The 12,580-nt window shown below is 62.5% G+C and carries 12 protein-coding genes; 6 read left to right on the top strand and 6 right to left on the bottom strand.

Annotation, left to right across the window (positions count from 1 at the left end; genetic code table 11):
- Window positions 1-96: 96 nt before the first annotated feature.
- Both ACS4RS_RS02610 and ACS4RS_RS02605 read right to left on the bottom strand, forming a co-directional pair.
- Window positions 97-1,302, bottom strand: a complete 1,206-nt coding sequence (locus tag ACS4RS_RS02610) for a DnaJ C-terminal domain-containing protein (RefSeq protein WP_439008844.1) — start codon at window positions 1,300-1,302, stop codon at window positions 97-99.
- Window positions 1,303-1,611: 309 nt separating this feature from the next.
- Window positions 1,612-2,070: an RT0821/Lpp0805 family surface protein gene (locus ACS4RS_RS02605; RefSeq protein ID WP_439008845.1), complete on the bottom strand. Its 459-nt coding sequence runs from the start codon at window positions 2,068-2,070 to the stop codon at window positions 1,612-1,614.
- 65 nt (window positions 2,071-2,135) lie between these two features.
- Between ACS4RS_RS02605 and pdxH the strand changes: the two genes are divergently transcribed.
- Entirely contained in the window at window positions 2,136-2,756 is a 621-nt protein-coding gene (gene pdxH / locus ACS4RS_RS02600; RefSeq protein WP_439008846.1) for a pyridoxamine 5'-phosphate oxidase, read from the top strand.
- A gap of 6 nt (window positions 2,757-2,762) precedes the next feature.
- Here the strand turns inward: pdxH and ACS4RS_RS02595 are convergent, their stop codons facing one another.
- Window positions 2,763-3,800, bottom strand: coding sequence for a polysaccharide deacetylase family protein (locus ACS4RS_RS02595; protein ID WP_439008847.1), 1,038 nt, complete (start codon window positions 3,798-3,800; stop codon window positions 2,763-2,765).
- A 217-nt stretch (window positions 3,801-4,017) separates the two neighbouring features.
- Here ACS4RS_RS02595 and ACS4RS_RS02590 point away from each other — a divergent pair, with 217 nt between their 5' ends.
- Entirely contained in the window at window positions 4,018-5,301 is a 1,284-nt protein-coding gene (locus ACS4RS_RS02590) for a serine hydrolase (protein WP_439008848.1), read from the top strand.
- 81 nt (window positions 5,302-5,382) lie between these two features.
- Window positions 5,383-5,700, top strand: coding sequence for a pyrophosphatase (locus ACS4RS_RS02585; RefSeq protein ID WP_439008849.1), 318 nt, complete (start codon window positions 5,383-5,385; stop codon window positions 5,698-5,700).
- A gap of 16 nt (window positions 5,701-5,716) precedes the next feature.
- On the opposite strand, the gene ACS4RS_RS02580 is transcribed toward ACS4RS_RS02585, so the two are convergent.
- The 3 genes from ACS4RS_RS02580 to ACS4RS_RS02570 form a co-directional block, all read right to left on the bottom strand.
- A complete protein-coding gene (locus tag ACS4RS_RS02580; RefSeq protein ID WP_449313861.1) occupies window positions 5,717-6,208 on the bottom strand; it encodes a GNAT family N-acetyltransferase in 492 nt (163 codons plus the stop codon).
- Window positions 6,209-6,225: 17 nt separating this feature from the next.
- Complete coding sequence (gene tldD / locus ACS4RS_RS02575; RefSeq protein WP_439008850.1) at window positions 6,226-7,641, bottom strand: metalloprotease TldD; 1,416 nt, start codon at window positions 7,639-7,641, stop codon at window positions 6,226-6,228.
- Window positions 7,642-7,960: 319 nt separating this feature from the next.
- Window positions 7,961-8,626 carry an invasion associated locus B family protein gene (locus ACS4RS_RS02570; protein WP_439008851.1) on the bottom strand — a complete coding sequence of 222 codons (666 nt, stop codon included), beginning with the start codon at window positions 8,624-8,626 and terminating at the stop codon, window positions 7,961-7,963.
- 316 nt (window positions 8,627-8,942) lie between these two features.
- On the opposite strand from ACS4RS_RS02570, the gene coxB reads away from it, so the two are divergent.
- The 3 genes from coxB to ACS4RS_RS02555 all read left to right on the top strand — a co-directional run bounded on the left by coxB (window position 8,943) and on the right by ACS4RS_RS02555 (window position 12,550).
- Window positions 8,943-9,827: a cytochrome c oxidase subunit II gene (gene coxB / locus ACS4RS_RS02565; protein ID WP_439008852.1), complete on the top strand. Its 885-nt coding sequence runs from the start codon at window positions 8,943-8,945 to the stop codon at window positions 9,825-9,827.
- A 17-nt stretch (window positions 9,828-9,844) separates the two neighbouring features.
- Window positions 9,845-11,533, top strand: a complete 1,689-nt coding sequence (gene ctaD, locus ACS4RS_RS02560) for a cytochrome c oxidase subunit I (protein WP_439008853.1) — start codon at window positions 9,845-9,847, stop codon at window positions 11,531-11,533.
- A 66-nt stretch (window positions 11,534-11,599) separates the two neighbouring features.
- Window positions 11,600-12,550, top strand: a complete 951-nt coding sequence (locus ACS4RS_RS02555; RefSeq protein ID WP_439008854.1) for a heme o synthase — start codon at window positions 11,600-11,602, stop codon at window positions 12,548-12,550.
- The last annotated feature ends 30 nt before the right edge of the window (window positions 12,551-12,580 follow it).

The following is a 12,580-nucleotide window of genomic DNA, read 5'->3' as shown; positions in this document are numbered from 1 at the left end:
ATCCTGCCTATGGCATAGGCCGCTAATCGGTTCAAGCTTGGCCTGGATCATCAACTGTTAGGTTTCGTAACAAAGGGTGCGAAAGTCATAAATATTTCATAGGAACAGGCCTTCGCGCATGCTCCGCATGAGATCGGTGACTTTGTCGTCGGGTTTTTCCCACAGGATAATGCGCAATTCGACGACGAGATCGCCTCTGCCACCTTCTTCGCGGGGCAATCCCTGACCGGGGATTTTGATCGTCTTGTCCGAGCCCGACCAGGCGGGAATGGTGATGTCGAGCGGCCCGCTCGGTCCCTCGATGCGCGCCTCAGTGCCGAGAACGGCATTTTCAATGCTGAGCGGCAGCACGGCATGCAGATCGAAACCGTCGACCGTGAAGCGCGGATCGGGCGCAATGCGAATGTTGATGACGGCATCGCCGCGCTGCATGCCCGGCAGCTTGAAGCCCTGTCCCTTGAGCCGCAGCTCGTGACCATCCCTTGTACCGGCCGGCAATGCGAAGCCGATCTCTCGACCCTCCGGCAATGACGCGGTGATCCAGCCGCTCTTCAGCACGTCGTCGATCGTCACCGTCGCCGTCGCCACCTCATCGGGTGCCTTTTCCAGGCCGGTATCCTTGGCGCCGGTGAAGCGGCGCACCAGGGACGTCAGGATGCTGAGCGGCAGCGGCAGGTTGGCGCCGGCATTTGGCCCAGCCTCGCCGGCCTCGTCGTCGCCCTTGATGTCAACCTCGGCGGCGTCGCCATCCACGCGCCTGCCGGCCTCGCCCGCCTGCTGGTTTTGGGCCTGTTGATTCTGTGTCTGCTGGCTCTGGGCCTGCTGGTATTGCGCCTGTTGCGCGCGAGCCTGCGCCTGACCGCCGGCCGCGGCGCGGGCCTGAGCGCCGAAAATGCGATCGACCATCTCGTCTGCTGGCTCGGCCGATCCTGCCTGTTGTCTGGAGCCCTCGGCGGCGGCCTTCTGGGCGGCGCGCGCAAGCTCTTCCATCACCCGCTCGGCATTGGCCTGCGCCGCCTTGGCGCGCACGGCGGCCTCATGCGCTGCCTGGCGCCGCTGCATGATCGTCTGTTCGTGATTTTTGGCTTCCGCCATCCGCACGGCATTGTCGAACAGGCTGCGTTTGCGCGGGTCCTTCAGCGTTTCATAGGCGCGGCCGATCTCGGCGAACCGGGCGGTTGCCGTCGGGTCGCTCTGATTGTGGTCGGGATGGGCGGATTTGGCCATATTGCGCCAGGCCGCCTTGATCTCGTCTGCTGCCGCGTCGCGCTTGACGCCCAGAATTTTATAAGGATCGCGCATGTCAAACCGCCGGTGTTGCGATGCGGGAAGCCACGTCCTTGCCCGGCACCCCGATATTCCAAAATCAAAAGCCCAATAACAACTGGCGCCATCCCGCCGCACAGGCAGGGACAACCACTCTCAACGCTGATCGTGCGTGGGAGTTGCTAATCACTTCTTATTTCTATGGAGAGATGTGGAGTGTTTTGCGCCGAATGGTTAGCGCTTTGCTAAGCACTCGGCAGAAAGGCGTCGGGCGTTAACCTGTCGGCGAGCCGGATCGGCTCGGTGCCCGAATTACTTTCCCGCCGGATCAACTCTCCCGCCGGATCAACTCTCCGGCTGGAAGCTTAACAGTTGCCAGTTGCCGCCGCCGACGAGGCAGGTCTTGCCGTAGAATTTGGCGATGCCGACATAGGAATGCCGCGTCGTGCGGAACTGGCGGCAGACCTGGCCTGATTCGTTGTTCTCGACGATCGTATCGATGACGCCGGCGCTGCCCGTCGATGCATTCGCCCAGGGAAGCGGCTGGCCCTCGAGCCTTTGCACGTCTGCCGAGGTCACGGCATTGCGCACGGTCATTTCGTCCGACAGCGTATCGGTGCTCGGCGGCGTCTGCGGCACAGTGCCGGTTGCCACCGAACGGTCGACCTTGGCTTCGCTGAGAAAATCCATGCCGCCCGCCAGGCAGCCGGAAAGCGAAAGCATTGCGGCGCCGATGACGAAGAACGTGCCGCTGCGTCGCCGCAGGCCCTTTGTATGGCGATTTGACTTTGCTATGACTTCCACCCTGCATCCTGTCCAGTTATCAAAAGCTGGGCGAGTTTTGAATAATCCGGGGCATTTGAACCAATATGTCGGCAAACGAGTTAACAAGCGGTGACTTTACCGAAAGTGGCGAACCCTTCAAGCTCTTTGCCGAATGGCTTGGCGAAGCGGAGGCTTCCGAACCCAACGACCCGAACGCGGTGGCGCTGGCAACGGTCGATGAGGATGGCCTTCCCAATGTCCGCATGGTTCTCCTGAAGGGATTCGATGACGACGGTTTCGTCTTCTACACCAATTTCGAGAGCCAGAAAGGCCGTGAAATTCTGGGCCAGAAAAAGGCGGCCATGTGCTTTCACTGGAAAAGCCTGCGCCGCCAGGTAAGGCTGCGCGGCCCCGTCGAGATCGTCACCGATGCCGAAGCCGACGCCTATTTCAAGACGCGCGCCCGCGGCAGCCGGATCGGCGCCTGGGCCTCGAAACAATCCCGCCCGCTCGAAAGCCGTTTCGCGCTGGAGAAGGCCGTGGCCGAATATACCGCCCGTTATGCCATCGGCGAAATTCCGCGCCCCGCCCATTGGTCGGGCTTCCGCATCCGGCCGACCTCGATCGAATTCTGGAAGGACCAGAAATTCCGTCTGCATGACCGCATCGAATTTCGCCGGCCGTTGCCGGAAGGCGCATGGGACAAGGTCAGGATGTATCCTTAAGCGGCCCTATTTGCCCATCAGCCTCAGCGGAATACCGGAGGCCAGGGCGGAGACGTAGCGTGGCTTCTGGTAGAAGCCGTTGAGCGAAATGCGCGAGAGATAGGCGGTTTGCCCTGCTGCCGGCAGCCCGGGCTGAGTGGTGACCGCAAGCTGAAAGCCAAGATTTCGGGCCATCGCCGCCTCGCGGCCGGTCGCCGCCTCCGGCGTGCCGTAGGGATAGGCGATCGTCTTGGGCCGGATGCCGGTCACCGCCTCGACATAATCGGCCGAAACCTGCATTTCTATCCGCGCTTCGGCGTCCGGCAGGCGGGACAGCGCCCGATGGCTGATCGTATGGGCGCCGAGCGTGGCGAGCGAATGGGTCGCGAGCCGCTGCAACTGGCGGGGGTCCATTACCAGCGCGCGGGTGATATCGGTCGGCTCGATGCCGTTTTCCCGCGCCAGCATGTCGATCGCGGCGACGGCGCGCGCTTCGTCGGACCGGTGGATAAAGGCGGCGAATCGGTCGAAGGCGGCCCATTGCTGCTGCGGACCGTCGAGCGCCAGCCGTTCACTGCCGCGGCCGAAATCGAAGCGAAGTTCGCCTGACCGGGGCAGGAGGACGGCGAGCGTCTCCCACCAGATGCTGTGGGAGCCTTCGGCAAAACCCTTGGCAACGAATACCGTGAACGGCGCCCGGTGCTTTTCGAACACCGGCAGCGCGTGCTCCAGATTGTTGATGTAGCCGTCGTCGAGCGTAAAGGCGGCAAAAGGCTTTCCGCCCTCGGGCTCGGCCAGCAGCGCCGGCACCTGATCGAGCGGCACGAAGCGATAGCCCTCCCGCTTCAACCGCCGCAGCGCCGTATCGAGAAAGCCGGGGGTAATTTCGAGATGCGCATTCGGCTCGAAGGCCTCCGCCACGTGCGGGCGGACATGATGCAGCGTGAAGACGACGCCGCGTCCGCGCGCCTCGCGCATGAACCCGGCGGCGGAGATGAGCCAGGAAAGCTCGAGCCCGGCGCCGATCGCCGCGCGTTTTGCCAGTCGCTTGAATTGTCCCGTCATGCGCCGTCCATTGCTTTTTGCCGGAAACTAGCAAGCGGGACTTAAGCCTTGCTGAATCCCGATTTCGTACGGCTCCCTTCATTTGATGTTAACCAAGGCGATGAAAAGACTAGAAAAATGATAGGAGTTGCCTCAAAGTCGCGCCAAACTTGCCGCTTCTGTCACGTTACGGCACAACGCCGATCCTATCGAGAGCCGACGCATCAAGGGGAACTGCATGAGAAAGCTTCTGGCGGCTGTTTTGACCGTAATGCTGGCCGTTTCGGCGCCCCTTACGGCCCTGGCCGGCAGCGCTTCCTTGATCCTCGATGCCCGAACGGGCAAGGTTCTCGCCGCCGAGAACGCCGATACGCTGAACTATCCGGCCTCGCTGACGAAGATGATGACGCTCTATCTGACCTTCGAGGCGCTGAAGCGGGGCAAGATTTCCTGGAATACGCCGATCAAAATGTCGAAATACGCCGCCTCCCGGCCGCCGACCAAGCTCGGCGTCAAGCCAGGCGGCACGATCACGGTGCGCGAGGCGGTCTATGGCATGATCATCAAATCCGCCAATGATGCCGCCGCCGCCATGGGCGAGAAGCTCGGGGGCTCGGAAAGCGGTTTTGCCCGGATGATGACAGCCAAGGCCCGCCAGCTCGGCATGAGCCGCACCGTCTTCGTCAATGCCTCCGGCTTGCCGGACGGCCGTCAGGTCACCACGGCGCGGGATATGTCGACGCTCGCCATCGCGCTGATGAAGAATTATCCGAACGAATACCGGCTGTTTTCGGCGGCAAGCTTCAATTTCCGCGGCCGCACCGTGCGCGGCCACAACAATCTCATGTACCGCTACCAGGGCATGGACGGCATCAAGACCGGTTACACCAACGCCTCCGGCTTCAATCTCGTCAGCGCCGTGAGGGACGGCAACCGCCGCGTCGTCGGCGTCGTGCTCGGCGGCCGCACCGCCCGCAGCCGCGACGACAAGATGGCCGGTCTGCTCGACCGTTATCTCGGCCGTGCCTCCTCTTCCGGCGGCGCCAAGCTGGTGGCGAGCGTTGGCGCCAGGGAGCCTGTCGAAGTCGCTTCCGCTGCCGATGCTTCGGATGTTCCGCTGCCGCTCAGCGCACCACGCCCGGCCGACGAGCTCGCAGCAAAGAGCCTGGCTTATGCCGATGACGCCGTCGTGCCGCTGGATCGTCCGGTCGCAATGGACGAAATCCTGAACGCCGGCAAGGCGCCGAAAATGTCGGCAGAAAAGACCGATGGCGACTGGCAGATCCAGATCTCGGCCGCACCCAGCGCCGATGCTGCGCGCGCACTTCTCGCCCAGGCGAAGTCAGAAGGCGGCGCGCCGCTGGTGTCAGCCTCGCCCTATACCGAGGCGATCGGGAAGGGCGCCAACAAGATCTACCGCGCCCGCTTCGTCGGCTTCGCCAGCAAGGACGCTGCCGTCTCAGCCTGCGATGCGCTGAAGCAGCGCTCCTACGACTGCATGCTGCTGCCTGACCGCGGCTGATCGCTGCGGCAGCTTAGGCGGCACCACTCTGGACAAGCATCGGGAATCAGCGTCTCTTCCATAAACAAAAGGAGAACGCCGATGTTGCGTCGACTTGCTGATCAGTTCGAAACCTCATCCGCCGCCTATGCCGCAGCCAATGGCATCGAGCGCGACGCCGACTGGTTTCTCTTGAAGCTGCAGGAGGAGGTGGGTGAGCTCACCCAGGCATGGAACCGCCTGACCGGCCGCGGCCGCCGCAGGGAACGGACACAGGAAGAGCTCGATCGCGACCTTGCCGACGAAACTGCCGACCTGCTCGGCCACATCCTGCTCTTTGCCCGCCGCAACGATATCGATCTTGCTGCGGCGATCGAACGTAAGTGGCTGTTTCAGCCGGCGGAGGCGCCGAAGAGCTGAGGCGCGTCGGTGGCCTTCAGCCGACCTTATGCCGATAGAACTTGGTGTCCACCGCCATCAGTGGGAAGGCGCGGGGCAGAGCGCCCCTGGCAATCTCGGTAAAGCCGTTCTTCTCATAGAAGCGATGGGCGGCGACGAATTTGTCGGTCGTGCCGAGGAAGATATCGGTGAGGCCGGCATCCCTGGCATGGGCGAACATGCGGTCAAGGAGAAGCGCCGCCACCCCGTGCTCGCGGCCGCGAACCTTGGCGGCGACGAACATCTTGCGCAGGGCGGCCTGATGATTGCCGATATCCTTCAAGCCCAGCGTACCGACGACGGCGCCATCCCTGACGGCGACCCAGAATTCTCCCTTGCCGGACTGATAGAAATCCGGGATGACCCTCAGATCCGGCTGCGCGTCGGCTGATATGTCGATGCCGAACTCTTCGCGCTGGATTGGCAGGATCAGCGACAACACGGCATCGGTGTCGCCTTCCGCAAAATGCCTGATCTCGACCTCCGCCATGACAGGCTCCTTTCGCCTCAGGTCTGTGTGCCGCCGACGGTGATCTGATCCATGCGCAGGTGCGGCTGCCCGACGCCGACCGGAACCCATTGGCCGCCCTTGCCGCAATTGCCGATGCCAGTGTCGAGCTTCATGTCGTTGCCGATCATCGAGACCCGCTTCATCGCATCCGGGCCGTTGCCGATCAGCATCGCGCCCTTGATTGGCGCGCCGACCTTGCCGTTCTCGATCAGATAGGCCTCCGTGCAGCCGAAGACGAACTTGCCGGAGGTGATATCCACCTGGCCGCCGCCGAAGGAAACGGCATAGATGCCCTTCTTCACCGAGGCGATGATTTCCTCGGGCGTCCTGTCGCCGCCGAGCATATAGGTGTTGGTCATGCGCGGCATCGGCACATGCGCATAACCCTGGCGCCGGCCGTTGCCGGTCGGCGCCATGCCCATCAGCCGGGCATTCTGCCGATCCTGCATATAGCCGACGAGCTTGCCGTTCTCTATCAGCACGTTGTAGCCGGAGGGCGTGCCCTCGTCGTCGATGGTGATCGAGCCGCGGCGGTTGTCGATCGTGCCGTCGTCGACGACCGTGACGCCGGGGGCGGCGACCATCTGGCCGAGCAGGCCGGCAAAGGCCGACGTCTTCTTGCGGTTGAAATCGCCTTCCAGCCCGTGGCCGACAGCTTCGTGCAGCATCACGCCAGGCCAGCCGGAGCCAAGAACGACGTCCATCGTGCCCGCCGGTGCATCGATTGCTTCGAGGTTGACGAGCGCCTGGCGAAGCGCCTCGTCGGCGCCGTATTGCCAGCTGCCCTCGGCGATGAAATCGCCGAAGCCGATGCGCCCGCCGCTGCCGTAGGAGCCGCTTTCCTGCCGGTCGCCTTCGCCGACCATGACGGATATGTTGATGCGGGTCATCGGCCTGATGTCGCGCACGCGATGCCCGTCGGCGCGCAGGATGTCGACGACCTGCCAGCTCGCCGCCACCGACGCCGTCACCTGCCGCACCCTGTCGTTCTTGCCCCGGAGATAGGCGTCGATATCCTGGAGGACCTTGACCTTCTCCTCGAAGCTCGGCTGGCCGATCGGGTTCTGGTCGCCGTAGAATTTCTTGTTGGTGCCTTGCGGGGCCGCCGCATAGGAGCCGGAATAGCCGCGCGTCACTGCGCCCACCGCATCCGCCGCCCGCTTCAGCGCCGCCACCGAGAGATCGCCGGCATGGGCATAGCCCACCGCTTCGCCGGCAACGGCGCGCAGCCCGAATCCCTGCTCGGTGTTGAAGCTGCCGCCCTTCAGCCGGCCATTGTCGAAGCTCAGCGCTTCAGCTTGCGCATGCTCGATGAACAGCTCGCCGTCATCGGCGCCGGCGAGCGCCTCGGCGACCAGACCACGCATCGTGGCTTCATCGGCATCGAATAGCGTCAGGAGATCGGTGGTCATGATGTGGCTCCAATGGGCATGCGTTCGGGAATGCGCTTACGCCTCTAGATAGGGCTCCTGATGATAAGGAGTGAAGCCCTGCTGCGGAATATTCTTTATGGGAGAGGTTATCTTGGCCTTGTGCGACACCGTTCGGTTCGTGCGGATGGCTGCCTCTCACCCTAGCCCTCTCCCCGTTTTGACGGGGAGAGGGGACGTGCCCTGCGAGAGGTGAGTGGGGAAGGGAGAGCTTGCCACATATCCCCTTCGCCCCGCTCGCGGGGAGAAGGTGCCGGCAGGCGGATGAGGGGGCGGACCCACGGCAGGCCGCCAGCTGCCCTCAAGGCAGCGCGTCGAAACCTTCGGCGAAGCCCTTGAGGTCGACGGGGATACCGATGCCTTCTTCGGGGGTCTGGAAGACGATGAAGGTTGCCTGGGCGCCGCTGCGGAAGGTCTTCAGCAACTCGTCTTCGAGCACGACTTCGGCGTAACAGCCATCGGCGAAGCAGCGCACGAAATAGGCGCGGCCGATATCCTTGCCGTCGACATTGAGCCCGAGGCCGTTCGGCAGGAGCACGCCGAGCGGCGCCAGCACGCGGAGAATCTTCGACTTGCGGTCGGCCGTCTTCAGGACGACGACGGAAAGCCCGACTTCCGGCCGATCCTCGGCGATGACGTTCTGCATCAGCGCGCATTGTTCGGTCGCGGCACCTGCCGGCTTGTCGCAGACGACGGACCATGCGCCATGATTGGATTTCACCGTGCCTGGCGCCTGCGGCTGGGTCTGGCCGGGTGTCACCTGGATATTCGGATTGGCCCTGCTCGGCTGCTGCGGCGTTGTAGTAGGGGCAGGGGCGGGTGCCGCAGCCGGCGGGTTGGCCTGCGCCGGCGTCGGTTGCTGCTGTGCGAAAACGGGCGTCGTCGCTGCTGCCGCGATGCTGGCAGTCACGAGAAGCGACTGCGCGAGGGAACGGAAACCCATGGAAACCTCTGGATATCGAATCATTGCGGCTATTGTTGAAGCTGCCCACCAAAAATGAAAAGCCCCACCCCGTGAAAACCGGGGGACTGCGGCGGAAATTGGACCTTTCGGCAAGAATGTGCGCCGCGCGGATTGGCCGGAAAGCCGATTTTTCATATGCTGATGAAAAACTTGGGATGTTTTGCCCTTCTGCCCTGCCTATGCTTTAAGCAAAAATGCCGCATAGACAATTGCTCTGGCCTGTTGCGGCAAATGCCAAACTGTGGTTTGAAGCGCTGAAGATGGCAAGGATTCTGCGTTCTATTTTGCAGGTCAAGCGCTCGAGGGAGATAATAAGGTGATGAAGAAGGCTTATGCAGCCCTGACCACGCTGGTCTGTCTGCTTTTTGCTTCCGGCACATATGCCGACCAGCCGATGCCGTGGCAGGCGACGCTGCAGCCGGCGGCGACGCCGATCATGCGGGAAATCCACTGGTTCGAACAATATACCCTGTGGTTTATCGTTCCGATCACGCTCTTCGTTCTGGTCCTGCTCATTCTCGTCTGCGTCAAGTTCCGCGCCAGCGCGAACCCGGTTCCCTCGAGGACGAGCCACAACACCATGATCGAGATTGCCTGGACCGTGGGGCCGGTCCTGGTGCTGCTTCTTCTCGCCATTCCCTCGTTCAACCTGCTGACGGCGCAGCTGACGCTGCCTGAAAACCCCGACGTGACGATCAAGGCGACCGCCACCCAGTGGCAGTGGAACTACGAATATGAAGGTTCGGGCGACAGCCCGCTGGCTTTCGATAGCTACCTCTTGAAGGATCAGGACCGCGCTGCCGCCGGCAAGGAAGACAAGTCGGTTTATCCGAGACTTCTGGCCGTCGACAATGAGCTGGTCCTGCCTGTGAACAAGACGGTGCGCGTTCTCGTGACCTCTGCCCCGACCGACGTCATCCACGCTTTCGCCATGCCGTCATTCGGCGTCAAGATCGACGCCGTGCCGGGCCGCCTGAACGAGACGTGGTTCAGGGCCGAGCGCGAAGGCCTGTTTTATGGCCAGTGTTCCGAGCTCTGCGGCAAGGATCATGCGTTCATGCCGATCGCCATCCGCGTCGTCTCCGAGGACAAGTACAAGCAGTGGCTGACCACAGCCGCCAGCGACCTGCCAAGCGCCTATAAGACACTCATGGCCGCAACCGATGGTCCCGCAAAGACCCTCGACGTCGCCGAAGCACAGTAAATAAGGGGATCGGGACAATGGCTGGACCTTCCGCTCACGACGATCATTCTCACGGTCACGCTCATGATGACCACGCCCATGATCATGGGCACAAGCCGAGCTTTGCCAATCGCTGGCTGTTCTCAACCAACCACAAGGACATCGGCACGCTCTACCTGATCTTCGCGATCATTGCCGGCATCATCGGCGGCGCGCTCTCCGTCGCCATGCGCATGGAGCTGCAGGAGCCGGGCATTCAGATCTTCCACGGCCTGGCCTCGATGGTCTACGGTTATGAGGGCGATGCCGCCATCGACGGCGCCAAGCAGATGTTCAACATGTTCACCACAGCGCATGCGCTGATCATGATCTTCTTCATGGTCATGCCGGCGATGATCGGCGGTTTCGCCAACTGGATGGTGCCGATCATGATCGGCGCGCCCGACATGGCCTTCCCGCGCCTGAACAATATCTCCTTCTGGCTGATCGTTCCGGCCTTCGCACTGCTCTTGCTGTCGATGTTCGTCGAAGGCCCGGCAGGCGCCTACGGCGCGGGCGGCGGCTGGACGATGTATCCGCCGCTGGCGACAAGCGGCACGCCGGGACCTGCGGTTGACCTGGCGATCTTCGCGCTCCATATCGCCGGCGCCTCGTCGATCCTCGGTGCGATCAACTTCATCACCACGATCCTCAACATGCGTGCCCCCGGCATGACGCTGCACAAGATGCCGCTCTTTGCCTGGTCGGTGCTGATCACCGCCTTCCTGCTTTTGCTGTCGCTGCCGGTGCTGGCAGGCGGCATCACCATGCTGCTCACCGACCGTAACTTCGGCACTTCCTTCTTCTCTCCCGAAGGCGGCGGCGACCCGATCCTTTACCAGCACCTGTTCTGGTTCTTCGGTCACCCCGAGGTCTACATCCTCATCCTGCCGGGCTTCGGCATGGTCAGCCACATCATCTCGACCTTCTCGAAGAAGCCGATCTTCGGTTACCTCGGCATGGCCTACGCCATGGTCGCGATCGGCGCCGTCGGCTTCGTCGTCTGGGCGCACCACATGTACACGGTCGGCCTGTCGCTCGACGCGCAGCGCTACTTCGTCTTCGCGACGATGGTCATCGCCGTCCCGACGGGTGTGAAGATCTTCTCCTGGATCGCGACGATGTGGGGCGGCTCGATCTCGTTCCGCACGCCGATGCTCTGGGCGATCGGCTTCATCTTCCTGTTCACGGTCGGCGGCGTCACCGGCGTCCAGCTCGCCAATGCCGGTCTCGACCGCTCGCTGCATGACACCTATTACGTCGTGGCTCACTTCCACTACGTTCTGTCGCTCGGCGCCGTGTTTGCGATCTTCGCCGGCTGGTACTACTGGTTCCCGAAGATGACCGGCTACATGTACAACGAGTTTGTCGGCAAGCTGCATTTCTGGGTCATGTTCATCGGCGTCAACCTGGTGTTCTTCCCGCAGCACTTCCTCGGCCTCGCCGGCATGCCGCGCCGCTACATCGATTATCCGGATGCCTTTGCCGGCTGGAACTATGTGTCCTCGATCGGCTCGTACATCTCGGCCTTCGGCGTGCTGATCTTCCTCTTCGGCGTCTTCGAAGCCTTCGCCAAGAAGCGCGTCGCCGGAGACAATCCATGGGGTGAGGGTGCGACGACGCTCGAATGGCAGCTGCCTTCGCCGCCGCCCTATCACCAGTGGGAACAGCTTCCGCGCATCAAGTAATTGCGCGGGTATCAGGACGCCGCATTCGTTACGGCGTCCTGATATTCTGATATTCAGGACGGAATGATGACGGTTATCGACAATCACGGGGCGCTTGCAAAGGACGGCGAATTGTCGGAAGCGAGTGCGCGCGATTATTTCGAATTGCTGAAGCCGCGGGTGATGTCGCTCGTGGTCTTCACCGCCTTTGCCGGCCTGGTGCTGGCGCCGGGCCACATCCATCCCGTCCTCGGCCTGATCGCCATTCTCTGTATCGCCGTCGGCGCCGGCGCATCCGGCGCGCTCAACATGTGGTACGACGCCGATATCGACGCCATCATGAGCCGCACCGCCAAACGTCCGATCCCGGCCGGCCGTATCGCGCCCTCGGAGGCGCTGGCCTTCGGCCTGGTGCTGTCCGGCTTCTCGGTTGTCATCCTCGGCCTTGCCGTCAACTGGCTCTCGGCCGGCATCCTTGCCTTCACCATCTTCTTCTATGCCGTCGTCTACACCATGTGGCTGAAGCGCTCGACGCCGCAGAACATCGTCATCGGCGGTGCTGCCGGCGCCTTCCCGCCGATGATCGGCTGGGCCTGCGTCACCAACAGCGTGACGATCGAGAGCACTGTTCTCTTCCTGATCATCTTCTTGTGGACGCCGGCGCATTTCTGGGCGCTGGCTCTGTTCAAGATGCGCGATTACGAGGCCGTCGGCGTGCCGATGCTGCCGAACGTCGCCGGCGAGCGGGTAACCAAACACCAGATCGTCGCCTATGCGGTGCTGACCGCCGTCTGCGCGGTATTGCCCTCTTTCCTCGGTTTCGCGAGCTTCGGCTACGGCCTGGTGGCCGCCGCCCTCGGCGCGATCTTCATATACTGTTCCATCGCCGTCTGGCGTATGCCCGACGGCGATCTGAAGATGATCCCGGCGAAGAAGCTCTTCGGCTTCTCGATCTTCTATCTTTTCGCCGTGTTCTCCGCCTTGATGATCGACCGGCTGACGTCGGTGCTGGTCTCGCATGCTGGAGGTTGGTTCTGATGGAATTGGTCAAGCTCACGGAAAAGCAGG

It is taken from the genome of Rhizobium sp. F40D2 (assembly GCF_051810745.2).
Classification (GTDB): Bacteria; Pseudomonadota; Alphaproteobacteria; order Rhizobiales; family Rhizobiaceae; genus Rhizobium.
This window is presented reverse-complemented; position numbering and strand designations above follow the sequence as displayed.